22 protein-coding genes and 2 pseudogenes are annotated in these 23771 nt (G+C 64.4%); 13 read left to right on the forward strand and 11 right to left on the reverse strand.

Annotation, left to right across the window (positions count from 1 at the left end; genetic code table 11):
• The first annotated feature begins 158 nt into the window (after nucleotides 1-158).
• Nucleotides 159-899, forward strand: coding sequence for an SDR family NAD(P)-dependent oxidoreductase (locus JWS13_RS27175; RefSeq protein ID WP_206008427.1), 741 nt, complete (start codon nucleotides 159-161; stop codon nucleotides 897-899).
• Between the two features lie 113 nt (nucleotides 900-1012).
• Here the strand turns inward: JWS13_RS27175 and JWS13_RS27180 are convergent, their stop codons facing one another.
• Nucleotides 1013-2290: a Vgb family protein gene (locus tag JWS13_RS27180; RefSeq protein WP_241032325.1), complete on the reverse strand. Its 1278-nt coding sequence runs from the start codon at nucleotides 2288-2290 to the stop codon at nucleotides 1013-1015.
• A gap of 193 nt (nucleotides 2291-2483) precedes the next feature.
• Here JWS13_RS27180 and JWS13_RS27185 point away from each other — a divergent pair, with 193 nt between their 5' ends.
• Nucleotides 2484-3563 (forward strand): porin PorA family protein, encoded by a 1080-nt coding sequence (locus JWS13_RS27185; RefSeq protein ID WP_206008428.1) that lies wholly within the window; start codon nucleotides 2484-2486, stop codon nucleotides 3561-3563.
• 69 nt (nucleotides 3564-3632) lie between these two features.
• Here the strand turns inward: JWS13_RS27185 and JWS13_RS27190 are convergent, their stop codons facing one another.
• The 6 genes from JWS13_RS27190 to JWS13_RS27215 all read right to left on the reverse strand — a co-directional run bounded on the left by JWS13_RS27190 (nucleotide 3633) and on the right by JWS13_RS27215 (nucleotide 9141).
• Nucleotides 3633-4379, reverse strand: coding sequence for a histidine phosphatase family protein (locus JWS13_RS27190; RefSeq protein WP_206008429.1), 747 nt, complete (start codon nucleotides 4377-4379; stop codon nucleotides 3633-3635).
• 72 nt (nucleotides 4380-4451) lie between these two features.
• Complete coding sequence (locus JWS13_RS27195) at nucleotides 4452-5291, reverse strand: acyl-CoA thioesterase (protein WP_241032326.1); 840 nt, start codon at nucleotides 5289-5291, stop codon at nucleotides 4452-4454.
• Between the two features lie 82 nt (nucleotides 5292-5373).
• A complete protein-coding gene (locus JWS13_RS27200; RefSeq protein ID WP_241032327.1) occupies nucleotides 5374-6336 on the reverse strand; it encodes an acyl-CoA dehydrogenase family protein in 963 nt (320 codons plus the stop codon).
• A 44-nt stretch (nucleotides 6337-6380) separates the two neighbouring features.
• Entirely contained in the window at nucleotides 6381-7538 is a 1158-nt protein-coding gene (locus JWS13_RS27205) for an acyl-CoA dehydrogenase family protein (RefSeq protein WP_087560136.1), read from the reverse strand.
• Complete coding sequence (locus JWS13_RS27210) at nucleotides 7538-8743, reverse strand: thiolase family protein (RefSeq protein WP_206008432.1); 1206 nt, start codon at nucleotides 8741-8743, stop codon at nucleotides 7538-7540. Before JWS13_RS27210 ends, JWS13_RS27205 begins: the two co-directional genes overlap by 1 nt.
• Complete coding sequence (locus JWS13_RS27215) at nucleotides 8740-9141, reverse strand: Zn-ribbon domain-containing OB-fold protein (RefSeq protein WP_206008433.1); 402 nt, start codon at nucleotides 9139-9141, stop codon at nucleotides 8740-8742. Before JWS13_RS27215 ends, JWS13_RS27210 begins: the two co-directional genes overlap by 4 nt.
• A 156-nt stretch (nucleotides 9142-9297) precedes the next feature.
• On the opposite strand from JWS13_RS27215, the gene JWS13_RS27220 reads away from it, so the two are divergent.
• From JWS13_RS27220 to JWS13_RS27235, 4 genes and pseudogenes are all read left to right on the forward strand, one after another.
• Nucleotides 9298-10527, forward strand: a complete 1230-nt coding sequence (locus JWS13_RS27220) for an acetyl-CoA C-acetyltransferase (RefSeq protein WP_206008434.1) — start codon at nucleotides 9298-9300, stop codon at nucleotides 10525-10527.
• A gap of 89 nt (nucleotides 10528-10616) precedes the next feature.
• Nucleotides 10617-11804, forward strand: coding sequence for a CaiB/BaiF CoA transferase family protein (locus JWS13_RS27225; RefSeq protein ID WP_087560133.1), 1188 nt, complete (start codon nucleotides 10617-10619; stop codon nucleotides 11802-11804).
• Between the two features lie 45 nt (nucleotides 11805-11849).
• Complete coding sequence (locus JWS13_RS27230; RefSeq protein WP_206008435.1) at nucleotides 11850-12719, forward strand: MaoC/PaaZ C-terminal domain-containing protein; 870 nt, start codon at nucleotides 11850-11852, stop codon at nucleotides 12717-12719.
• Between the two features lie 47 nt (nucleotides 12720-12766).
• Nucleotides 12767-13339, forward strand: a pseudogene (locus JWS13_RS27235) (NAD(P)H-dependent flavin oxidoreductase); the annotation flags it as partial.
• A 100-nt stretch (nucleotides 13340-13439) separates the two neighbouring features.
• Here the strand turns inward: JWS13_RS27235 and JWS13_RS27240 are convergent.
• Nucleotides 13440-14696, reverse strand: a complete 1257-nt coding sequence (locus tag JWS13_RS27240; protein WP_206004005.1) for an IS701 family transposase — start codon at nucleotides 14694-14696, stop codon at nucleotides 13440-13442.
• Between the two features lie 63 nt (nucleotides 14697-14759).
• On the opposite strand from JWS13_RS27240, the pseudogene JWS13_RS27245 reads away from it, so the two are divergent.
• Nucleotides 14760-15167, forward strand: a pseudogene (locus JWS13_RS27245) (NAD(P)H-dependent flavin oxidoreductase); the annotation flags it as partial.
• Between the two features lie 16 nt (nucleotides 15168-15183).
• Nucleotides 15184-15741, forward strand: coding sequence for a MarR family winged helix-turn-helix transcriptional regulator (locus tag JWS13_RS27250; protein ID WP_206008436.1), 558 nt, complete (start codon nucleotides 15184-15186; stop codon nucleotides 15739-15741).
• 17 nt (nucleotides 15742-15758) lie between these two features.
• Here JWS13_RS27250 and JWS13_RS27255 read toward each other — a convergent pair whose 3' ends face one another.
• Together JWS13_RS27255 and JWS13_RS27260 are read right to left on the reverse strand one after the other, a co-directional pair.
• Nucleotides 15759-16382: a histidine phosphatase family protein gene (locus JWS13_RS27255; RefSeq protein WP_241032328.1), complete on the reverse strand. Its 624-nt coding sequence runs from the start codon at nucleotides 16380-16382 to the stop codon at nucleotides 15759-15761.
• A gap of 130 nt (nucleotides 16383-16512) precedes the next feature.
• On the reverse strand, nucleotides 16513-17097 hold the full coding sequence (locus JWS13_RS27260) for a nuclear transport factor 2 family protein (protein ID WP_241032329.1): 585 nt from the start codon (nucleotides 17095-17097) through the stop codon (nucleotides 16513-16515).
• 209 nt (nucleotides 17098-17306) lie between these two features.
• Between JWS13_RS27260 and JWS13_RS27265 the strand changes: the two genes are divergently transcribed.
• The 4 genes from JWS13_RS27265 (at nucleotide 17307) to JWS13_RS27280 (ending at nucleotide 21242) form a co-directional block, all read left to right on the forward strand.
• Complete coding sequence (locus tag JWS13_RS27265) at nucleotides 17307-18431, forward strand: Gfo/Idh/MocA family protein (RefSeq protein ID WP_206008438.1); 1125 nt, start codon at nucleotides 17307-17309, stop codon at nucleotides 18429-18431.
• Between the two features lie 139 nt (nucleotides 18432-18570).
• Entirely contained in the window at nucleotides 18571-19215 is a 645-nt protein-coding gene (locus JWS13_RS27270; protein WP_206008439.1) for a hypothetical protein, read from the forward strand.
• 47 nt (nucleotides 19216-19262) lie between these two features.
• Entirely contained in the window at nucleotides 19263-20726 is a 1464-nt protein-coding gene (locus JWS13_RS27275) for a pyruvate, phosphate dikinase (RefSeq protein ID WP_206008440.1), read from the forward strand.
• 69 nt (nucleotides 20727-20795) lie between these two features.
• On the forward strand, nucleotides 20796-21242 hold the full coding sequence (locus tag JWS13_RS27280) for a hypothetical protein (RefSeq protein ID WP_206008441.1): 447 nt from the start codon (nucleotides 20796-20798) through the stop codon (nucleotides 21240-21242).
• Between the two features lie 23 nt (nucleotides 21243-21265).
• On the opposite strand, the gene JWS13_RS27285 is transcribed toward JWS13_RS27280, so the two are convergent.
• Nucleotides 21266-22033 (reverse strand): SDR family NAD(P)-dependent oxidoreductase, encoded by a 768-nt coding sequence (locus JWS13_RS27285; protein ID WP_206008442.1) that lies wholly within the window; start codon nucleotides 22031-22033, stop codon nucleotides 21266-21268.
• Between the two features lie 125 nt (nucleotides 22034-22158).
• Here JWS13_RS27285 and JWS13_RS27290 point away from each other — a divergent pair, with 125 nt between their 5' ends.
• Complete coding sequence (locus JWS13_RS27290) at nucleotides 22159-23688, forward strand: AMP-binding protein (RefSeq protein WP_206008443.1); 1530 nt, start codon at nucleotides 22159-22161, stop codon at nucleotides 23686-23688.
• The last annotated feature ends 83 nt before the right edge of the window (nucleotides 23689-23771 follow it).

Below are 23771 nucleotides of genomic sequence, written 5' to 3' on the forward strand. Positions count from 1 at the left end.
TCGCCGGCAATTGTCTCCGCGGCCATTGCCACGGGGGTGCCGGAGTGTCAGACTGGCATAAGCGCAATAGTCGCGCAATGCACTATCTATCAATAGACTGTTGTTGCGGACGGCTCGTTCGCGACGAGCTGACCATTTTCTTCAGAGAGGTGTGGCGAGTGAGTACAGCGTTGGTCACGGGCGCGGGGCAGGGCATCGGACGCGCGATCGCGCGACGATTGACCGAAGACGGATACTCCGTCATCGTCGTCGATCTGGATGCAGAGACGGCGAAGGCGACGGCCGCGGACGTCGGTGGTCGAGCGGCGGCGTGCGACATATCGGACCCGGACGCAGTGCACGAGCTCGCGGCGACCGTGGACGAGCTCGATGTGCTGGTGAACAACGCCGGCATCTTCCCCGCAGCGTCGCTGGCGGATGTCGACATCGCGCAGTTCCGCCGCGTGATGGACGTCAACGTGGTGGGCCCGCTGCTCCTCACTCAGCAACTGCTTCCCCAATTGACGGCGTCCGGCGGCTCGGTGGTCAACATCGCGTCGATGGCGGCGAAGGTGCCGACACCGGGGACCGGCGCCTACTCACCGTCGAAGGCAGCCGTGGTGTCGTTGACCAAGCTCTGTGCGGTGGAATTCGCCCAGTCCGGTGTGCGATTCAACGCCGTGGCTCCCGGCGGAGTGGCCACGGAAGGGGCTGCAGCTGCGACGGCCGACCCCGCCCGTGAGGAACGGTTCAATGCGCTGGTGCCGCTGGGCCGCAGGGCCGCGCCCGAAGATATCGCGGACGTGGTGTCCTTCTTCGCGTCGAAGGACGCCCGGTACGTAACGGGGCAGGTGCTGTACGTCGACGGTGGTCTGTCGGAAGCCACGGTGCGATTCCTCCAAGCCGCGCAGCGGGGCTGAGGAACTGCCGACCACCTAGCTGCGTCGGCAACCGTGGCATCGAGTGATTCCCGGCCGGCATGGGCGGGACACCCGGTGTCACGGTTGCCGAGAGCATCTGGTCCGTGGACGGTCTACTTGATCGCGTTCAGATCGTCGATCTCGGCGATCGCGACCGCCCCGCCTGTCGTTTGCCCTATGACGAGCTTCCCGGCTGCTGCAGCGGCCGAATCGATGTCGCACGGCCCGGATACTGGACGGGGAAGATCGAAGTAGTCGATGCGGTGAGTTGTGGTGTTGAACCGTCCGATTGTGCTTCCTCCCGTGAAGCCGCCATTCGCGGACCACAGATTGCCGTCCGAACCCAGAACGAGCGGGCCCATGGAGGGGATCGGTACCTCGGGGGTTGCAATCGGGTACTCGGTGATCTCACCGGACACGGGATCGATTCGACCGATCTTCGCTCCCAGCGTCTCGCTGAACCAAATGGCGCCATCAGGGCCCAGCGTCAGCCCCTGCGGCACCGCACCGGGCGTGGGCACGTCGTGCTGCGTGAATTCTCCAGTTGCCGTGTCGTACTCGACGATCCGGTTGGCAAGGGCCGCGGAGAACATCATCTTTTTTCCGGCTCCAGGCATGATGATCGTGGTGGGAACATTCAACCCGCCGCCGGGAATCGGTATTTCGCTGATCTGGTGCGTTGCTAAATCGATTCGTCCCAGCTTCTGTGCGATCGACTCGGGGAAGTACATCGCATTGTCCGGCCCAGGCCAGATATCTGTCGGTGTCGCAGTCGGATCGGAAGTGGGGAAGGTCCTGTACTCCTTGGTGTCGGGATCGAGGAAGGCCACCCCGCTGGAGGTGCCGAAGTAGGTGAACCAGAGGTTCCCGTCGGGCCCGAATGCGGCGCCGCCGGCGGTCGTTCCGGGGACGGGAAGCGGGTAGCGATCGATGGCACCCGTCGCCGGATCGAGGACGCCAAGACTTCCGACGTTCCCGTTCGGCCCCGGATCGACGATCTCTTCGATATAGATCCGACCGCTCGATGCGTGATAGATGCCCTCACACGGCGCGTGCAACGGATCCGGGTATTCCACGAACCCGGCCGCAGGGGCGGCGGCCGCTGCTGTCATCGAGAGCGTCCACACGGTTGCGGTGGTCGCCAGGATTGCGATCGATGCCTGTTTCCGCGAGTGCAGGTTCTGTCTTGTCACTTGAATCCCTTCGGTGGGGTGAGGCCGCGGGTGTGTGTGGCACATCGGAATGCCACTCTCGAGATTCGATCTGATCACATTGGTCGGGACATGCGGTACCGCAATGTGTCTCGGAGTACGCACCGTACGTGTTCGATCATCAACCTGTCGAGGCTTTGTCGGTAGACTGGGTGTGGGCTCCGTGGTCCGAATCCGCAATTCGCCTGCAAAGTCTACTTACAAATAGTCCATAAACCGACTATGGTGGGTGACTGGCGTCACAATTCGCCTGGTCGAGTCGGGCCCACGGATGCAGACCATCCGGGTCGGTACCCACCGGCGGTAATCGGATCCCCCCGATTTCGCGGTGCTGTCTCGATCGTATTTCGCTCACCCACACGAGGAGTTCTGCATGTCAATCCGCAGGTCATCGATAGTGCTGTTAGTGGTCGGCCTGGCGCTCGTCGTAGCGGCCGGCGTGATCAGATTCGTTGCTCTCCCCTCACTGACGAAGCTTCCGGCCGATCTGAGCCAGAGCCAGAAGTACGAGGGGACGATGAGTGCACTGAACCCACAGGCGTTTGCGGCCAACGACCTCGCGAATCTGATCACCCCCGAGATGCCGATCACCGCCGACCGATCCCTGTCGGTGGATGCGACAGACGGTGACACCGCCATCGTCACCAGCAACACCACCATCACCCTGCCCGACGGGTCGACGCAGAAGGACGTGCACAGCTACGCCGTCAGTCGCGTGGACTACGCACCGGTCCCGCTCACCGACGAGCAGAAGGAGACCCTGGTGCCTGCGGACGACAAGGCCACATTCGAGGACCACGAGGGCATCGCGTTCAGCTTCCCGATGGAGCCCGCGAAGGACGGTAACCTCCTGTACGACGCCGTCACTCGGTCCGGGCAGGCAGCGACCTTCGTCGATTCGGGAACTCTCGAGGGGCGTGAGGTGAACAACTACGAGGTCAACGCGTCCGGTCCCATTGCGAGCCCGGCGGTACTGGCGCAGTTCAAGGACTTCCCGTCGCAGTTCCCCAAGGCCGTCGTCGCCGGCCTTCTGCAGGCGGGCGTTGTCCCCGACGAATCCCGCGCAGTCCTGCAGGACAATCTCGCCAACCTGCCCGAAGTTCTCGACCTCGGGTTCGGCAGCGCCAACGTCGCGACTTTGGCAGTGGACCAGCGATTCGGCGCACCTCTGGATGTGAATCAGACGCAGAGCATGTATGTGACCGTCCCGGTCAACGGCGAGGATGTTCCCGTGCTTCCGCTCTCGACGGTGAAGTTGCACACCGCGGACAGTGAAATCACTGCATTGGCGGGCGACTTGTCGAAGAACGGCTCGTTGCTGTCGGTCCTGGGCGTATGGCTTCCCCTCGGGCTTGCCGTCCTGGGTGTTCTCCTCATCGTGATCGCGGCGGCTCGCTGGCGCAAGCCGGTCTCCGTCACGCCGGTGCGCACGGAGCAAGCGGCGCGCGTGTAGATCCGACCCGAGATGGGTGGGCCTTGCCGACACGGCATGGCCCACCCATCTTGTCGTGCACTCGCGGGATCAGTGAGCGATCGGCGTACCGTTCCAGTCCACCAGGGTCCATCCGGTGTCCGGGGTCCCGGTGATGACGACGTACCCGGTATTGCGAAGAGGATTGGTCTTCAGCAAGCTGGGATCGGGGTTGTTCACGTTCATCAACGTCCAGATCATGATCGAGCCGCCGTGGGCAAACGCGATGGGGTGTGTGTCCCCGCTGTCGAATATCTGCTCCACGGCGTCGTCGAAACGCTGATCGAAGTCGTTGCCGTCGATCGAGCCGGGAATCCGATCGTCGCGGTGGCCCTGCAACCAACTGACCGGGGTTGCGAGATAGGTACTTTGAGCTGTGGCTTCCGGCTCGCCCTCGTATTGGCCGGCTTCGATTTCTCGGAGACCGGGGAGCACCTCGACGGGCTCGCTCACGTCGTGGGCCATGTACTCGGCGGTTTCCTGCGTGCGTACCATCGAGGACGCGTACACACCGTCGAAGTCCTGGCCGGAGAATCTGTCGGCGGCGGCCTGTGCCTCCTGTCTGCCCTTCTCGGTGATTCCGGGCCCGGGAACCGAGGTGTCGATGAGTCCGGAAGCGTTGCCTGCAGACTCGGCGTGGCGCATCAGGGTGAGCGTGATCGGGGCCGTCTCGCTGCGAGTGGCTGTCTGATCGGCGTTTTGTGAGGAATCGTCCGGGGTCGCGGTGCAGGCCGTCAAACAGAATGCGGTGGTGAGGGCTGCCGTCGCAGCGGGAATCGTGGAAAGCCGCCGGTACATGTGTTTCCCTTCGTGGATGTGGTTGGGATCATTGGAGGGAACGACTGTGGTTGCGGCGAAGCGCCGGCTACGTCACGTCCCTTTGCCGAGGTATCCCTCTTGCATGACGGTCGCAACCAACGCTCCCGAACGGTTGAAGATGCGCCCGGACGCTAGTCCGCGTCCGCACGTGCCGTTCGGTGAGTTTTGTTCGTAGAGAAGCCAATCAGAGAAATTCGCCGACCGGTGGAACCAGATCGCGTGATCGAGGGATGCGACGATTCCGGGACCTCGGGAAGTCTTGCGCGCCGGCAGCATGACCGAGTCCAGCAAGGTCAGGTCGCTGACGAAGGTGAGAAGGCAGCTGTTGACGATGGGATCGTTCGGTACCTCGCCGTCGGGGCGGAGCCAGAGTCTGCTCTGCGGTGGTGGCGCGACGTCGAGATCCAATGCGACGCGTGGCGGTGCATTCACGTAGCGCATGTCGAAGGGGCGCCGGCGAATCCACCATCCGTCATATTCGTCGGCGTACGGAGCGAGTTGCGCTTCGATACGGACAAGGCTGTCCGGCTGCGGGACAGCAGGCATCTGCTCCTGGTAGTCGATGCCGCTGATGTGTGCGCTGAACGAGACCAGCGCCTCGAAGACGGCGGTGCCATCCTGGGTCGCAGTGATTCTGCGCGCCGAGAACGCTCCGCCGTCCCGTAGGCAGTCGACGGTGTAGACAATTGGAACGGTTGGATTGCCCGGCCGCAGAAAGTAGCCGTGAAGGCTGTGCGGTACGCGACCCTGGACAGTGTGGGACGCCGCCATGAGGGCTTGCGCGGCGACTTGGCCGCCGAAGACCCGCTGTCGATCTTCGTCGGGTTGTGGGCCGCGGAACGTGTGGGGAGCGATCTCCTCGAGGGTGAGGGGGCCGACCACCTCGGCCACTGTCGACGTCATCGTTTCTCCGGTACGGGTGTCGATTCCCGACCGCCCGGCCGGTTTCGGGTGGAGCCCACGTCCCGCATGATCACAGTGGGGCGAGCACGGGCATGTCGCCGCTCTTGACCGTCGCGCCGAGTTCGGCGCGAAGCTCGGCGGAGGTGCCGAGCAGTTGTTCCAGAATCAGGCCGCGGCGGAGGTACCGGTGGAAGCTGTGCTCCCAGGTGAATCCCATTCCTCCCAGCAACTGTTGGCAGTTTTCCGCGGCACTGCGGAAGAAGCGGCCGGAGAGTGTTTTTGCGAGGATGGGTGCTTGCGGGGTGTCGCTCTCCCACGCGGCGTCGGCGGCGAGCTCGGCGCATTCTTGCCACACTCGGGTATCGGCGAGCGCATGCTTCACGGCCTGGAAGCTGCCGAGTTCGCGACCGAACTGTTTTCGTGAGGACACGTGCTCGACAGTGGCCGCGAGCATCTCCCGTCCGATCGAGTTCAGTTCGTACGCCAGGGCCCGGTATGCCGCGCCGCGCATGGCCTGCCAGAGGTCGGCGGCCTCCGCTCCCGTTGCGACGATCTTGCCCGCCACGGTGCCTGCGACGCGGGTCCACCCTGATTCCGGCTCGATTCCCGCCGGCTCGAGAGTCAGGTCCTCGTCGTGGAAGGGCACCGTCACGATGGCGAGGGCGCTCCCGTCCAGTGCGGGAACGAGCAGGGACGAGGTCGCGCGGGGGTCCATCGAGACGACTCCCGCCACCGCTACGGTGCAGTCACCCGAGTCCGTCGCGGGTCCGCCGGTGAGGATGCTCCCGACCCGGGCCGTTCCGAGTCCGGGGAAGACTGTGCGAGTGACCGGTGCCTCGGGGTGACGGTTCCAGTCGGTTCGGCTCGTCGCAGCCAGTGCCACGTCGTCGACGAAGGATGTGTGGGGCAGGAATCGGCCTTGCAGGTCCGACAGAATGCTGACGGCGGTTTCCGCATCCTCTTCGAGCAGTTCGTGCCAGCCGAAGTCCGCGACAGCGGCGGGCCAGGCGTCGGGACCTGCTGATGCGGCCACTTTCTCCAGGCTGGTGCGAAACAGATCTTTTTCGTCTGTGTCCATCATTTCTCCCGGGGAAGGCCGAGGATCCGCTCGGCGATGACGTTGCGCTGAATTTCCTTCGCGCCGCCATATATTGAGGATGCTCGTGAGTACAGGTAATCGGTGCGCCAGTCTTTCGACTCGCGATCGTTTCGAAGGAGGAGGGTCTCCGGCATCGCTTGCAGCGCCGAGTCGAACAGGAATTTCTCGGCGGTCGACATCAGGTACTTGTCGAACGAGGGGAGGACGCCGAGATCTCGTCCCGCCGAAAGCGAGCGCAGCGTGCGTCGAGAGAGCAGGCGCAGTGCCGTGATGAGCTCGAATGCTTCACCTGCGCGGGCGTCGGTGAGTCCCGGTGCGTCCGCGACGAGCCGGTCCAGGCGCCACCGCATCCATGCTTGCCGTTGCCAGGCGGCGGCGCCTCGCTCACAGCTGAGGATGAACATTGCAATTGCCCAGCCGCTGCCGACCTCGCCGAGGGTGCGGGTCTTCGGCACCTGCACGTTGTCGAAATGGAGGCTGGAAAAGTCTGCCTCGCCGGTGATGGCGACCAGCGGACTCACGGTGATGCCCGGTGTGTCCATGTCGACGAAAAGGGCCGTGATCCCCCGATGAGCAGAGTCGGCCGCCCCGGTGCGGGTCAGGACGATGCAGCGATCGGCGAACTGTGCCCAGCTGGTCCAGATCTTTTCGCCGTTGACGACCCAGTGGTCACCGGCGTCGACGGCCTTCGTGCGCAGTGAGGCGAGGTCGCTGCCCGCTCCCGGCTCGGAGAAGCCCTGGCACCAACTTTCCTCGCCGCGCAGCAGGCGGGGAAGAACCTCGGTTGCGAGTTCGGATCGGGCGTAACGAGCGATGGCGGGCCCCAGCACTTCCTGGGTTGCGAACGAGAATGGCGGGGGATAACCGGCCTCTGCCAGTTCCTCGCTCACGACCGCACGCAACGCCGTCACGCCGCCCAGGCCGCCGAGCTCCTCGGGCCAGCCCAATCGGATCCAGCCGGCCTCGTAGAGCTCACGCTGCATCTTCGAGAGAGTCGAGAAGATGCCCTCGACGTCCGTCGGAAGCGCGCGGAACTGCTCCAACGAGTCCGCCCGGTCGGTGAGCCAGCGGCGAAAGGCCGTCCGCAACTCGTCGATCGACATGTCGCTGCGAAGTGCCGGCTGGATCGTGGTCATTAGTGCACACCTGCCTCGAGGATGTGAACGGCACATGCCGATGCGAGTCCGATGACGTGGGTGAGCCCGACTTTCGCCCCGGGAATCTGGCGTTCTCCTGCCTCACCGCGAAGATGTGTCGCGACCTCGTAGATGTTCGCGATTCCGGTAGCGCCGAGGGGGTGACCCTTGGACAGCAGACCGCCCGACACATTGACCGGGGTCTTTCCGTCGCGCCAGGGCGCACCGGAATCCAGGAAGTCGCCGGCACCGCCCGGTTCGCACAGGCCGAGGTTGTCGTAGTGGATCAGTTCGGCGGTCGCGAAGCAGTCGTGGAGTTCGACGAGGTCGAGGTCGGCGGGGCCGACTCCGGCCTGTTCATACGCTGCGGTGGCCGCGTTTCGGGTGAGCGTGCTGACGTCGGGCTGCACCTGGCCGCCTTCCACCCAGGGGTCGGAGGTCAGTACCGACGCCGAGATCTTGATGGCTCGCCTGCGGATATCGGGATCCATGGTCTTCAGTTTCGCATCGGAGACCACGACCACGCTGGCCGCGCCGTCGGTGTTGGGGCAGCACATCGGCAGAGTGTTGGGGAACGCGATGACATCGGCGTTCAGGATGTCGTCGAGGCTGAACTCTTTGCGATAGTGCGCCAGCGGATTGAGCACGGAATGGGCGTGATTCTTCTGGGCGACCTTGGCGAAATGGGTGGCGGTGACCCCGTGCGCAAGGGCGTATTCGGTCCCGGCCTGAGCGAAGACGCCGGGCATGATTCCAGTGCCGAGGATTCCTTCGGTCTTGAGAACCGAGCCGTAGCGGCCGCTGGGACTGTAGACCTTCTTGGCGTCGCGCTTCTTGGCGGCACCGCCGATCAGGCCTCCCTTGCCCATCTTTTCGACGCCCACGGCCAGGCCGATATCCGATTCACCGGCCTTGATCGACAACAGTGCAACGCGCAGGGCGGTAGCACCGGTCGCGCAGGCGTTCACGACGTTGTAGACCGGGATGCCAGTCTGGCCGATCTGCTTCTGCAGCCGCTGTCCGTTGTGGGAGTTCGCCTCGTAGACGTTACCCATGGTGAGGATGTTGATGTCGTTGATCGATACGTCGGCATCGGCGAGCGCGGCGAGCGCAGACTCGGCAGCGAGGTCGATGAGGTCCTTGTCGTCGTGACGGCCGAACGGCGTCATGGACGCACCGATGATCCAGATGTCGCCGCTACTCACTTGTGCTCCTTCGCGGGCGTGAACCCGAATGCGATCGCCTCGGTTCCGTCGTCGTCGACGCCGGCCACGAATGTCGTCATGGTGACGGCGAGACCGGGGGTGATGTCGTCCAGTTCGGCGTCGAGAAGGTTTGCCTTGACGACGCCACCACCGTCGAGTTCGACGATGGCGGAGATGTACGGCACCGGAATCGAGGCTGCTGCCCGGTGGACCTGGGTGTAGCCGCGCAGCTGGCCGGTGCTCGAGAGGGCCTTCATGGTGAAGTCACGCTGACCACAATGGGCACAGGCGTTGCGGCGATCGAAGAAGAGCGCATCGCAGTGCGCGCACATCCTCGCTTGGAGATGGGGAGGGTCGCCGAGCACCAGGTAATCGACGACCGGAATCTGTCCCGGCATGATGATCCGTCCGATCTGCGTATTGAGCGGTAGGGGCCGAGCCGTCACACAAAAGCTCGACACGAAAATAGTATATGAGTAGAGTTTTATGGCAAGCAACCATGCGGACGGATGGGTTGCCGAATCACACGTCACTCGCAGCAAGGACACGACAAGATGACTCAGGCATGGATACTCGACGGCGTTCGAACACCGCGGGGTAAGGGGAAGCCGAGCGGTGCACTGCACGACGTGCACCCCCAGGAGTTGGTTGCGCAACTCCTGTCCGCTCTGTCCGAGCGCACCGGGATCGCGGCCGCGGACGTCGACGACGTCATCATCGGCAACGGCGACCAGCGCGACGACCACGGTGACGACATCGGCCGGCTGTCGGTGCTCGCGGCCGGCTGGCCGGTCACGGTGCCGGGAGTGACGCTCAATAGATTCTGCGGTTCGGGGCAGCAGGCGGTGATGTTCGGCGCCGCGGGTATCGCCGCAGGGTGGCAGAAGCTCGTCGTCGCCGGCGGAGTGGAGTCGATGTCGCGGTACCAGCCACGACGGACCAGCGGTCGCCTCGACGGCGGGAACGCGGCGATCCTGCAGAAGCATGCCTTGGTTCCGCAAGGAATCTCCGCCGACTTGATCGCTTCGGTGGAGGGATTTTCCCGCGCGGACGTCGACCAGTTCGCCCTGCAGAGTCAGCAGAAGGCGGCGGCGGCGATCGCCGACGGGCGGTTCGCGGGGAGCATGATTCCGGTTCGAGACGGGGCCGGTCGGGTTCTTCTCGACGCCGACGAGCACCCTCGGCCGCAGACCACGATGGAATCGCTGGCCGCGCTGGAGCCGTCGTTCGCGCGCAGCGGGTCCAAAGTGCGTGAACCGGAAGGCATCTCCTTCGATCAGATGTGCATCGATTCCTACCCGGAGATCGATGCGGTCAGCCATGTGCATCATGCGGGCAATTCGTCGGGAGTCGTCGACGGTGCAGGTGCTCTGTTGCTGTCCGCTCCTGATTACGCGAAGGCTCATGGACTGACGGCGCGCGCGTCGGTTCGATCGGCAGCGGTGGCCGCAGCCGATCCGGTCATCATGCTGACTGCACCGGGACCGGCGTCCGAGCGCTGCCTCGAGCAGGCGGGGATGTCGGTTCAGGACATCGATCTGTGGGAGATCAACGAAGCCTTCGCCGCAGTTCCGCTGAAGGTGATGCGCGACCTGAAGATCGACCCGGACCGCGTCAACGTCAACGGCGGAGCGATTGCCTTGGGGCATCCGATCGGGGGCACCGGGCCGATGCTCTTCCAGACGGTTCTCGACGAGTTGGAACGCCGCGACCTCGCCACCGCGCTCGTCACCATGTGTACCGGAGGTGGCATGGCCACGGCGACGATCATCGAGCGTCTCTGAGGGCCGTTGACCAAAAGCTCTATTGTTAGATAATCTGTTGAAAGAATATCGGTGATACGGCCAAACCTGACACACGGAGTTGATCGCGAGTGCCTGACCAAGCGCATATCTCGGAAGACGGCACGCCCTCCGGCGGACCTCTGACAGGTCTGAAGGTTCTGGAACTCGGGGGAATCGGTCCCGGTCCCTTCGCCGCGATGCTGCTGTCCGACATGGGCGCCGACGTCGTCCGAGTGGATCGGCCCGGACCCGAGAGCGGTCTCGGGGCAACCGACGTGCTCCAGCGAGGCAGGCGCTCGGTTGTCCTCGATCTTCGTCGGGAGGAGTCCGTCGCGGTCCTGTTGCAACTGGTCGAGCAAGCCGACGTCCTCATCGAGGGCTATCGTCCGGGGGTCGCCGAACGTCTCGGCGTCGGGCCCGAAGACTGCCTTGCCCGCAACCCGCGCATCGTCTACGGACGGATGACAGGGTGGGGGCAATCCGGGCCGTGGGCGCAGATGGCGGGCCACGACATCAACTACGTGGCCCTGACCGGTGCGCTGAATGCGATCGGCCGCGCCGGCGAGCCGCCCGCGGTGCCCGTCAACATGCTCGGCGATTTCGGAGCCGGATCGACCTATCTCGTCATGGGCGTGCTCGCCGCACTCTGGGAATCGCGAAGCTCCGGTCGCGGTCAGGTCGTCGATGCTGCCATTGTCGACGGTGCCGCCTCACTCACGACGATGCTGCACGGCATGCTCCATGCGGGGAGCTGGAAGGACGAGCGAGGAGTCAACCTTCTCGACACCGGCCGCCCCTGGTACGACGTGTACGAGACGTCCGACGGTCGATGGATGACTGTCGGCGCACTCGAGTCGAAGTTCTACGGCCAGTTCGTCACGCTTCTCGGGCTTCCCGAACAATTCGCCCGACGTCCGAAAAGCGACGGTTGGCCTGAATTGCGAAAGCACATCGCAGAACGTTTCCGCAGCAAGACCCAGGCCGAGTGGACTGCCGTCTTCGAGTGCACCGACGCCTGTGTCGCCCCGGTGCTCACTCTCGGCGAGGCCGCAGAGCACCCGCACCTGCGCGAACGCCAGACCTTCGTGGACATCGCCGGTGTACGGCAACCGGCACCCGCACCACGATTCGACCGAACCCCAGGTGCCGTGCAGCGTCCGCCTGCCACGTTGGGCGAACACACGCTCGAGGTGTTGACGGACTGGGGGCTGGAGGGCGGTCAGGAGTTGATTGCCCGCGGCATCGCCGGAAACACCTACGAGCCGGCGCCGAACTGATACCCCGCGTGCGCTCCGGCGCACGAGACAGACAGGAAGCAAACGATGTCGATCAACCCCGCAGCCATCGGTGCGGTCACTGAACCGAAACTGTTCACCTGGACCGATCGGGACACCCTGCTCTACGCCCTCGGTGTGGGAGCAGGGACGGACGATCTGTCCTTCACCACAGAGAACAGCAGCGGTGTCGCACAGCAGGTTCTTCCCACCTACGCCGTCATCGCGTGTGCCGGGTTCGGTGCACTGTCGAGGGTGGGGAAGATCAACTGGGGCAAGCTCCTTCACGGATCGCAGGAAATCAGACTGTTCGCACCCTTGCCGGCGGCCGGTAGCCTCGAGGTGGTATCCGAAGTTGCCGACATCCAGGACAAGGGCGAAGGAAAGAACGCCGTCATCGTTCTGCTCGCCCGGGGGACCGATCGGGAGACGGGTACCGCGGTGGTGGAAACCCGCACCACGCTGATCATCCGCGGCGCCGGCGGGTTCGGCGGGGAACCGGGAACGCGCGCCGACGCCGTCGTGATCCCCGACCGCGCACCGGACGCACGAATCAGCCTGCCCACCCGCGAAGACCAGGCCCTGCTGTACCGGTTGTCCGGAGATCGGAACCCGCTGCACAGCGACCCCTGGTTCGCGACGGAGAAGGCGGGCTTTCCCCGGCCCATTCTGCACGGACTGTGCACCTACGGTGTCGCGGGCCGTGCCCTCGTCACCGCGTTGGGCAACGGTAAGGCGCAGAGCATTACCGCAATTGGTGCGAGGTTCACGTCTCCGGTCTTTCCCGGCGAGACACTGACAACCTCGATGTGGACGACGGAGCCCGGTGTCGCGGTGTTCCGTACCGAGGCTGCCGGACCGGACGGGACCAACCAGCGCGTCGTCCTCGACGACGGTCGCGCCGAGTACACCGGCTGACCGCCGATCCCGATCCCGATTTCTGAGCCAGAGTATTGAGGATGTGCATGTTCACCACCGACTTCACCACCACCTTCGGTATCGAACACCCGATCGTCTGCGGCGGTATGACCGCTGTCGGTACGGCGGAGTTGATCTCGGCCGTCGCGAATGCGGGAGCGCTCGGTTTTCTCACGGCGCTGACGCAACCCACACCGGAAGACCTGGGGAAGGAAATCGCACGCTGCCGGGAGATGACCGACCGGCCCTTCGGGGTCAATCTGACAATTCTGCCGACCATCGACCCGGTTCCGTACGACGAGTACCGCGACGTGATCATCGACAGCGGTGTCAAGATCGTCGAGACCGCAGGCAGCAACCCGGCGCCGCACCTGCCCGCCTTCAAATCGGCCGGGGTGAAGGTCATCCACAAGGCGGTCGCGGTGCGGCACGCTGTGAAGGCACAAGCTTTGGGTGTCGACGCCGTCAGTATCGACGGCTTCGAATGCGCCGGCCACCCCGGTGACGACGACATTCCCGGTCTGATCTTGATTCCGGCGGCGGCCCGCGCCCTCTCCATCCCGATTGTCGCCAGCGGCGGGTTCGCCACCGGTGCCGGTCTGATTGCAGCACTTGCCCTAGTAGGACTTTGTTAGGTAGGGAAGGTGTGGTGGCACAGTGGGCAGGTACCAATCCAACGGGCAAGTGCGCGTTGGAGTTCGCGGAGAACGGCGTAAAGCGTCAGTCCTGCCCGGCTGCTTTTGGGTCGGTGAGCCGGAGGGTGGTGAGGAACAGGTGGGCGGCGGTGACCAGGGTGGCGTGGTGGTGCCAGCCCAGCCAGGAACGGCCCTCGAAATGATCCAGTCCGAGACCGGTTTTCAGCTCCCGATAGTCGTGCTCGACGCGCCAGCGGATCTTCGCCAGCCGTACCAGCTCGGGCAGCGGGGTGTCCTCGGGGAGGGTGGAGAGCCAGTAGTCGGTGGGCTCATCCGCTCCGGTCGGCCACTCGGCGAGCAACCACACCGCGGGCAGGGCGCCGTCCTCGGCGCGGGGGATGTCCCGGTTCGCCGGACGGACCCGCAACACGGCGAACCGCGAGCGCATCGACGCGGTCGGGTTGGTGGGGTCGGTCTTGCTTCCCTTGCGCCAGGTCACGGTGCGCAGGGACTTGCGTCCGGCAGCGACGACCAGCTCCTTGCAGGTCGTGTGCGGGCCGTAGCGGGGCGTCGGCGGGCGCCCGCGGCCGCTGTAGGCCGCGGTCTCCGGGACCGCGTCGCCGGGATGGGCACTGGTCGCGCCCTTGACGGCGACGACGTAGTCGATGCCCCGCTCGGTCAGCGCGAGCCGGAAGGCGGTGGTGTCGCCGTATCCGGCGTCCGCGACCACGACCGGCGGGATCCGGCCCCACTCGATCAGCTCGTCGATCATCTCGATCGCCATCGCCCATTTGGGACGGTGGTGCTCGGTGTCGGGGATCGCCGACCGTCGCCGGCGGGCGGTGATCGCCGCGACGGCGTCGGGGTCGGTGGTCGATTGATCGTCCCAGCTCTCGGGCAGAAACAGCCGCCAGTCCAGCGGGGCGGACGCGGCATCGGAGGCGGCGTGCACGCTGACCGCGATCTGACAGTTGCCAACCTTACCGAGAGTGCCCGAGTACTGCCGGGCCACGCCCGGCGAGGCGGGTCCGTCCTTGATGAACCCGGTGTCGTCGATGACCCACGCATCCGGGTCGATCAGACCACACGCCCTGCGCGACAGTGTTTTCCGCACAGGTGTGACATCCCACGGCGAAGTGGTCACGAACTGCTGCAACTGTTGATGATCGACCCGCAACCGCTGCGCCATCGGCTGCATCGACTTCCGCCGCCCGTCGAGCATCAACCCCCGGGCATACAGCCCCGCCTTCTCGCGCTGATCCTTACGCGCCAGCGACGAGAACACCTCACCGACAAACGTATCCAACTGTTCCCCGACACGGTCGAGAGCGGCTGTATCCATGCCCGCATGCTCTCGAGAAAGCCACGAAAACTCGAGCCGACACGCCGAGCTAACAAAGTACTACTAGGGGCCTCCGCCATCAACATGGGTACCCGGTTCGTCGCCACCGACGAGGCGCCCGTGCACGAGAATGTCAAGCAGCAGATCGTCGCCAACGACGAACGATCGACTGTCGTGGTGTTCCGCGAGTTCAGGAACACGGCTCGTGTCGCGCGTAACGAGATCTCCGAGCAGATCGTGGAGATCTCGCGGAGGCCCGGTGCGTCCTTCGAGGACGTCGCACACCTTGCCTCGGGTAAGCGGGGGCGATCGCAGGTCCTCGAGAACGGCCTCGTCGACGACGGTATGTGGTGGGCAGGTCAGGCGCAGGGGCTCATCCACGAGGTTGCATCGTGTGCGGAGGTCGTCGACCGGATCATCTCGGATGCCGGCGAAGTTCTCGCGGACCGTCTCCGTTCGATGACGAACTAGCAGCGGGGAGTCGGCAATGGCTGCGGACCACAACCGCGATGCTGCAGCGGAGACTCTGACTCCGGCTGTTCCCGCGCAGCCGGAGTCGGTCGACTGGTTGACCTTCGCGCGGGAGCATCCCGAGGGCGCGACCACAATCATGTTCATGGCGATGCGGTCACTCATGCGTCTTCAGCAACACATGACGTCGGTTCTCGAACATGAGTTGAAAAAGCATTTCGAGATGAATCTGACGGACTACCTGATGCTCAAGACGCTACAAATGAGCGACGAGGGGACCAGGTTGCTGAGCCGTGTGGCATGGCACCTGCTCGTGCACGCGACCACGGTGACGATTGCTACCGATCGCCTGGAAGCGCGTGGATTGCTCTACCGGCACGCGCATCCTCGCGATCGGCGAGCCACGTGCGTCACCATTACCGAGCAAGGCAAGGCGGTCGTCGATTCGGCGACGGAGATGCTCGGTCGCTGTGGTTTCGGTATGCCTGGTCTCGATGCCGACACGGCCCGGGTTCTCGTCGAACTATTGGCTCCTGTACGCCGGACGGCCGGCGACCTCGACAGGTCGCACTGAGGCCGTCACCGAACCGTCTAATAGGTCACGAGGTCGCCGGGCCGCAGGTGGCCGAGCTCGTTGACGGTGTGCATTGCCCACCGGTCGTCACCGTGGAATACGCGGGTGACCGCGGTGTGGGCCGAGTAGAAGAACATGTCTTCACGAATCTCGAATGTCGAAGCCAGGAACGCGCTGATCACACCGCCGTGGGCGACGACGGCGAATCGCTCTCCGGCATGGCGGATTGCCAGCTTTTCGATCTCCCGGTACACCCGTGTGCGGAAATCGTCGCTGCGTTCGCTGTGAGGAAAAGCCTCCCAGCGTCGTGTCCGAAGGAATTCGTCGCTCGCAATGGCGAGCTGTTCGGGGGTCGGATCTGCGCGCGACTCGTCACCGAAACCGAACACATCGATTTCTCGCAACCCCTCGACCACAACAGGATCGGAGGGTTGCGACCGGAATTGCGCAACTCGTCGGGCAGTCTCATGCGCTCGCTCGAGATCGCTGCAATAGATGGCGGCAAACGGCTCGGGCTCGAGGTACGCCGCGACCGCATCCGCCTGGGTCCGGCCGAGATCGGAGAGTGGAGGATCCAAATGCACTGCGCGAGGCGCGGTCCTGGGAGGTGAAGTCTGTTGGGCATGCCGCACGAGGACCACCTCCGTGCGCGGTCCCTCGATGAGCAGTGCCCGATGTATCCGATCGCGCGTCGACGGCGCGGAGTCGGGTGACGGGGTCGGATGTTCGACTTCGTTCATGAACGGATCCACTCCTCGGGTGACAGTAGGCTCAGGCAAGATCGGACGGCAGCCACCAGGCCGACAGCGTTTCCGCGACGGAATCCTCTCCCCGTGCGGGAAGTCGATCCATGTAGCTGAGGTCGGTGCGATCGCGCCGTGGCCGCGCGAAGCCGCGTGGCTGCTCGGCTTCCGAGAGCATCGGCTGACGGAGACGCCACTCGCGAACGACGATGCGGTGCGCGATCCTCCATCCTGCCTCCGGCCGGTTCTCGAACCGGTCGATGTAGCGACACCCGAAGACGTCCATGGTCAACTCGTCGCCTTCGGCGCGACGCACGTGGTTTGCCACGCAGTAACTTTCGACGCGGGCGACGTCACCGTCGACGTCGATCACACTGTTGTGCAGCGTATGCATCGAGCTGACGAAGTGTAGGAGGTGCTCCATCACCCACTCCACATACGCGTCGGGTCCACCGAGGAATGCTCCGCCGTGGTCGTCGATCGCATCGTCGTGATAGACGGAGCGGACGAGCTCGGCGTCGCGCCGGTCGATGCCACGGCAATACATCTTCAATGCCCGGTCGATGTCACGTTCGGCCGCGAGAAGTTCCACTGTGGATGTGAGGTCGGTCAACGATGTCTCCAAACTTGCTCGTCATCGGTACGTCGCTGACAGCCAATCACTCTTGCTATCAATAATCAACAGATAGATAGTATGGGGAGTGCGGCGGTGCTGCGTCTCCCGCATCGGCAGGTACCCGGCGGCCGAAATGCGACAGCTCCGGGGCAGGGAGGCGGCATCACGCCGACGACAGACTGTCTCGAATAGGAGTGGATATCGGTATGGGATTTCCTATCAGTGATCGCGGTTCGCTCGGAGTCGGTATCGTGGGACTCAGCGCATCGGGAGGGTGGGCCGCCAACGCGCACGTACCTGCGCTTTCGCGGCTCCCAGGTTATGAGTTGCGTGGTCTGGCTTCCAGCAGTGCCGCCACGGCGAAGGCGGCAGGCGACAAGTTCGGGGTCGCTCTCGCGTTCGACGACGTACAGAGGCTTGCAGAATGCGAGGAAATCGACCTCATTGTTGTCACGGTGAAGGTTCCCGAGCATCGCGACCTCGTCATGACGGCCCTCGGCGCCGGCAAGGCGGTCCTCTGCGAATGGCCCCTGGGCAATGGGCTCGGCGAGACCGAGCAACTCGCGGACGCAGCACGCAGTCGTGGACTGCCGGGCTTCGTCGGGCTTCAAGCGCGCTCCGCCCCCACGATCCGGTACATGCGTGATCTGGTCGCCGACGGTTTCGTCGGAGAGGTTCTGTCGACCAGCGTCATAGGTTCGGGAGGTAGTTGGGGGGCGAGCATCGATGCCCGAAACGCGTACACCCTCGATCGTGACAACGGCGCGACGATGCTGACCATCCCGTTTGGTCACACCGTCGATGCCCTCACGATGGTGTTGGGGGAGTTCGCGGATCTCTCGGTCACGACGGCGATACGCCGACAGCAGGTTACGAACGGCGATTCCGGAACAACGCTACCGATGACTGCCGAGGACCAGATTGCGGTCACGGGTGCCCTGGACAGCGGTGCTGTCGCATCCATGCACTTCCGCGGCGGAATGTCCGCGGGCACGAACTTGCTCTGGGAGATCAACGGCACCGCCGGCGACCTCGTGCTGACCGGAAACTCTGGGCACCTGCAGCTGGCCGACGTGGAGTTACGCGGGGCCCGTTCGGGTGACGCGCTGGCTGCGATGACCCCGCCTCGCCGCTACGAACTGGCACCGAGCGATCAATTCGGCGACGCGCCCCGGGCGTACAACATTGCGAATGCATACGCCCAGATCCGCGACGACTTGCTGACCGGAACTGCCGTCGCACCCACGTTCGAGCACGCGGTTCGTCGCCACCGTCTGCTCGATCGTATCCAGGGGAAAACCCTGGGTGCGGATTCTGTCGGCGAGCGGTGAGTGCGAAGTCCGAGGCCCCGACCTGCCGCCGATCGCCGGTAGTGATCTGTTGCACAGTGCTGTACGATCGGTTTTACTCTAAGAGCCGACAATTAATGTGTCGAGTAAGCCAAGTACACCGAGCACGAGGGCAGAATCGATGAGCACCGGAAGTTCGAACCACGAAGGCACGTCGCAGGAACTGAGCCTGCTGCAGACACTTCGCCTGAAAGGGCGTGCGACGCCCAATGCACTCGCGTCCGCTACCGGGATCGATGAATCGACGGTCGAGCGGCTCGTGGAGGATGCCGTCGCCGCCGAACGCTGCACCCGATCGGGGCAGTACGTGAAGGTGTCACCCGCCGGCAAGGAGCGGCTCGCGGAACTGGCCGCCGCAGAGCGAGCGTCGGTCGACCAGGCGCGCCTGGAAAGCCTCTACGAGGAGTTCGACCCCTACAACAACGACTTGAAGGTCCTCATCACCGACTGGCAGATGAAGGACGCGAATACCCCCAACGATCACACCGACGCCGACTACGACTCGGAGATCGTGAGCCGGCTGACCGCGCTTCACGAGTCCTTCCTGCCCTGGCTGGGAAGGCTTGCGGAGCTCAATCAGCGCCTGGCCCATTACACCGCCCGTTTCGACACCGCCCTCGACCAGGTTCGCAGCGGTGACCACACGTTCATTGCGCGACCGATCGCCGACAGCTACCACACCGTGTGGTTCGAGCTGCACGAAGAATTGATCGGATTACTCGGCAGGGACCGCGCATCCGAAGCCGCCGCCGGCCGCGCAGTCTGAAACCCGCCATCCCGTATGGCCCAAAAGTTAGTCAGGAAGGACGAAAGATGACCGTCTTGCGCCTTGGGCAGTGCCCGGATGCGACGCGCGAGCTCATCGGGGGGAAGGCGTTCAGCATCAACTCGATGCTCACCCTCGGTCTCCCTGTTCCGCCGGCGTTCGTACTCGGAACCGACGAATGCACTCGGTACTACGCCTCGGATCGGAAACTCGCCGAGGACGTACTGGCAGAGCTGAGGAGCGGTATCGCGTGTCTCGAAAGTACGCTCGGACGTACCTTCGGGGCGACGAACAAGCCGTTGCTCGTCTCTGTTCGCTCCGGTGCGCCACGCAGCATGCCGGGGATGATGGATACGGTTCTCAACCTCGGCATCAACGACAGCGTCGAAAAGGCACTCCGCGAGGAGACCTCCGATGCGGAGTATGCCGCCGATACCCACCGCCGTTTCAGGGAGCAGTTCCGCAAGGTCGTCGGGAGCGACCCGTCCCCGGAACCCTGGGATCAGCTCGAGGCCGCGGTTGCCGCCGTGTTCGATTCCTGGCATTCCCCGAGAGCGGTGGCGTATCGCCGCCACCACGGCATCTCCGATGACGGGGGCACCGCCGTCACGGTTCAGGCCATGGTCTTCGGAAATTTGGACGACCATTCGGGAACTGGTGTGTTGTTCACGCGTGACCCCGTCACCGCTCAGTCGGCACCGCTGGGTGAATGGCTCCCCCGTGGGCAAGGTGAGGACGTCGTGTCCGGCCGTTGTACACCCCTGACCCTCGGTCACCTCGCCGGAAACATGCCGGACGTCCACAGGCAATTGATGGATTCGGCGTCGCTGTTGGAGCGCACGTTCTGCGACGTGCAGGACATCGAGTTCACCGTCGAGTCCGGGCACCTGTGGCTGCTGCAAACGCGGTCGGCAAAACGCTCGGCGACCGCGGCCGTGCACCATGCCGTCACCTTCGAGAAGGAAGGTATCGTCACGCCGGAGGGGGCACTGTCCATGATCAGTCCCGACCAACTGAGCGCCTTCCTCCGCCCGCATCTCTCGCCCACCGCTCGTATCGGTGCGACAGTCCTCGCTCGCGGCGAAGTCGCATGCCCCGGGGTGGTCACCGGCATCGTTGTCGGCACCGCCGATGAGGCGGAGGAGATGGCGGAGCAGGGAATCGACGTCATCCTCGCGCGCCCGACAACCGATCCGGACGACGTCCATGGAATCCTCGCCGCCAAGGCAATCATCACGGAGATCGGCGGCGCCACCTCCCATGCCGCCGTGGTCAGCCGCGAATTCAACAGGGCCTGTGTCGTCGGCTGCGGTGAAGGCTCGCTCATGGACCTGGTAGGCCGGAACGTCACGGTCGACGCCACATCGGGCGAGATTCTCGACGGAATTCTCGAAGTAGAGGTCCCGTCGAAGGACACGCACCCCGATCTGCAGGTAGTCACCCAGTGGCTCGCCGCCAGCGAAACGGGAAATGACAACCCGCTCAACAAGATCCTCGCGGCAGCCCACTAGTCGCACATGTCTGCTCGCTCAGTCGGTCCAGGGCGGTTCCGCGCGAATTCCGCGCGGAACCGCCCTGCTGTGCCGATATCTGGCGCGAGCGCCGGCCATGGTAACGGTTGCTTCGGATGTGGTACCGACAATCCGATCGGGCTGGATCTCCGCTACGTCGCCGGCCCCGGCCTCACCGTGCGGACCTCATTCGTGCCGGCGACATCGAGATTGCATTGCTCCGGCGCGGTCCCGTTCGGCCTGATTTCCGCGATTCTTGACGAGTCGATGGCGACGCTCGGCTGTCTTTTGTCGAAAACAATTTCTGCCGAACATCTTTCGATTGACTGCGAGCAAGCGGTCGATGCATATGAAGAGCTCACGATCGAAGCAAAAATCGACGAGATCATCGCCGACCGCTTTCACACCAGTGCGGTAGTCAGAGTCGACGGTGCCGCCGGCGTGGTCGCCACCGCGACAGGGGTCTACCGGCGCTTCGCGCCCCGTGCGTGGGAAAGGAGTCCAGAGACTCGTTAACCACGCACGGGCGGCGGAGCCGCCTACCGCGGCGCCATGCGCAGGGCGCCGTCCATACGAATGGTCTCACCGTTGAGGTAGTCGTGTTCGACGATCATCTGGGCGAGTTGTGCGTATTCGGCGGGCTGTCCGAGGCGGGAGGGGAACGGGACGCCGGCTTCGAGGCCCTTGCGGTATTCGTCGGTGACGCCGGCGAGCATGGGGGTGTCGATGATGCCGGGGGCGATGGTGTTGACGCGGATGCCGAACTGGGCGAGGTCGCGGGCGGCGGGGACGGTCATGCCGTGCACGCCGCCCTTGGATGCGGAGTAGGCGATCTGGCCGATCTGGCCCTCGAAGGCGGCGACGGAGGCGGTGTTGATGACGACGCCGCGCTGGCCGGACTCGTCGACGGTGTCGGTCTTGGCGATGGCGTCGGCGGCGAGGCGCATGACGTTGAACGTGCCGAGCAGGTTGACGGTGATGACGGTGCGGAACAGTTCGAGGTCGTGGGGGCCCTTCTTGGACAGGATGCGGCCGGCCCAGCCGACGCCGGCGCAGTTGACGACGATGCGCAGCGGCAGACCCGACTCGTCGATGGTGTCGATCGCGGCTTGGACCTCGTCGCCGCTGGTGACGTCGGTGGGAAGGAGGGTGACGCCGTCGGGGACGTTGTCGCCGGCGCGTTCGATGGACTGGGGCAGGTCGAGTCCGAACACGGTGGCTCCGGCGTCGGCGAGACGCTTGGCGGTGGCGGCACCGAGGCCCGAGGCTGCTCCGGTGACCAGTGCGGCAGTGTGTGCGATGTCCATGCGGTGTCCTGTCCTGGAGGGTGCGTGCCGATCGGCGAGAATACGCTTGTGGTAGATAATCGAAGCATAGAGTAGTGGGGTGAGGTCTACCGTCAAGTGCCGTCCCGAGAAGTGGAGCTACGTAAGTGGGCTATCCAGGAACTTTCGCGAGATCACATCCCGAGCGCGCTGCAATGATCATGGCTGGTTCCGGGGCTCGGATCAGTTATCGAGAGCTTGATCGGCGGTCGACGTCCCTTGCAGTACTGCTGAGGCGCCGGGGTCTGTGTGCCGGCGACACCGTCGCAGTCGTTGCCGAGAACAGGATCGAGTGGGCGGAGGTCATCTGGGCGACTGTCCGCGCAGGATTCGACATCGCGCCCGTCAATTGGCACCTGGGTGGCGACGAACTCGGTGCCGTCCTCGGTGCGTGCGACGCGCGGGTCGTCATCACCTCTCGGGACTGTCTCGAGGCAGTGCAGGCAGCGGTAAATCGACGCCTGCCCGGGGTCGAGACGATCCTGGTGTTGGGCGGCGACGTCGAGAGCGCTCCCGGTGCGCTCGGAAACGTCGAAGACTACGAAACAGCCTTGCTGTCAGCAGTTTCCGCTACAGAATTGCCGGACGAACAACTCGGTGGTCGCGTGATGTTCAGTGCGGGGACGACGGGCACTCCCAAGGCGATACGACATTCCGCACCGGTCGTCCATCCCGCCGAGGCGCCACCTCATCTCGGTAGATACACGGAGTTGTTCGACTTCGATATCGACACCGTCTACCTGTCCCCGGCGCCGATCTACCACACCGCCCCCTTCAGATTCGTACTCGCGATCACGCAGCTCGGCGGGACCGTCGTCTGCATGGAACGATTCGATCCGATGCAGGCGCTGCAGGCAATCACCGAGCATCGGGTCACCCACGCACAGTTCGTCCCGACGATGCTGATCCGTCTGGATCGACTTCCGGAAACGGTCAAGAGTTCCGCCGATATGTCCAGCCTGAAGGTCGCGATAACCGGAGCCGCGCCGTGCCCGCCGGAACTCAAGCTCCGGATCATGAATTGGTGGGGGCCGGTGCTCCACGAACTCTACGGAGCATCGGAGAGTTACGGCAATTGTCACATCGGGCCGGACGAAGCGCTGGCGCGCCCCGGTTCGGTCGGCAGAGCGCTCGTCGGCACGATTCACATCACCGACGACGACGAAAGGGAATGCCCCATCGGCCGGGACGGCACCGTCTGGTTCGAAGGCACTCCCCGGTTCGCGTACAACGACGACGAGCAACAACCCCGAGACGGGGGATGGCAGACCGTGGGGGACGTCGGCCATCTCGACAGTGACGGCTACCTCTACCTGACCGGCCGGAGAAGTCAGCTCATAATCTCGGGCGGTGTCAACGTCTATCCGCAAGAGGTCGAAGATCTTCTGCTGCTGCACCCCATGGTCTCCGACGTCGCGGTCGTCGGCCTTCCGGACACCGAATACGGCGAGATCGTTGCCGCGTATGTCCTACTGCGGGAGGAATTTCGGAACGGGACGCAGACCGAATCGACACTCAGCGCATACTGCCGATCGAAACTTGCCGGCTACAAGTGCCCGCGGCGCATCATCGTCGTAGAAGATCTCCCGCGGGGTGACAACGGAAAGTTGTACAAGAGATTCATCGAGACCTCATAGGGAACCGGTCGAACACGCACGACACGCGCCGGTCCGTTGGGACCGGCGCGTGATCAGGGGCTTTCGACACCGAGGTACGGTGG

The organism is Rhodococcus pseudokoreensis (assembly GCF_017068395.1).
Taxonomy (GTDB): domain Bacteria; phylum Actinomycetota; class Actinomycetes; order Mycobacteriales; family Mycobacteriaceae; genus Rhodococcus_F; species Rhodococcus_F pseudokoreensis.

Bases quoted from the DNA above. Each gene is read 5' to 3' on its own strand.
- JWS13_RS27185 (WP_206008428.1), top strand. From the start codon at position 2,484: ATGTCAATCCGCAGGTCATCGATAGTGCTGTTAGTGGTCGGCCTGGCG.
- JWS13_RS27190 (WP_206008429.1), bottom strand. From the start codon at position 4,379: ATGTACCGGCGGCTTTCCACGATTCCCGCTGCGACGGCAGCCCTCACC.
- JWS13_RS27205 (WP_087560136.1), bottom strand. From the start codon at position 7,538: ATGACCACGATCCAGCCGGCACTTCGCAGCGACATGTCGATCGACGAG.
- JWS13_RS27215 (WP_206008433.1), bottom strand. From the start codon at position 9,141: ATGCCGGGACAGATTCCGGTCGTCGATTACCTGGTGCTCGGCGACCCT.
- JWS13_RS27220 (WP_206008434.1), top strand. From the start codon at position 9,298: ATGACTCAGGCATGGATACTCGACGGCGTTCGAACACCGCGGGGTAAG.
- JWS13_RS27230 (WP_206008435.1), top strand. From the start codon at position 11,850: ATGTCGATCAACCCCGCAGCCATCGGTGCGGTCACTGAACCGAAACTG.
- JWS13_RS27240 (WP_206004005.1), bottom strand. From the start codon at position 14,696: ATGGATACAGCCGCTCTCGACCGTGTCGGGGAACAGTTGGATACGTTT.
- JWS13_RS27250 (WP_206008436.1), top strand. From the start codon at position 15,184: ATGGCTGCGGACCACAACCGCGATGCTGCAGCGGAGACTCTGACTCCG.
- JWS13_RS27265 (WP_206008438.1), top strand. From the start codon at position 17,307: ATGGGATTTCCTATCAGTGATCGCGGTTCGCTCGGAGTCGGTATCGTG.
- JWS13_RS27270 (WP_206008439.1), top strand. From the start codon at position 18,571: ATGAGCACCGGAAGTTCGAACCACGAAGGCACGTCGCAGGAACTGAGC.
- JWS13_RS27275 (WP_206008440.1), top strand. From the start codon at position 19,263: ATGACCGTCTTGCGCCTTGGGCAGTGCCCGGATGCGACGCGCGAGCTC.
- JWS13_RS27285 (WP_206008442.1), bottom strand. From the start codon at position 22,033: ATGGACATCGCACACACTGCCGCACTGGTCACCGGAGCAGCCTCGGGC.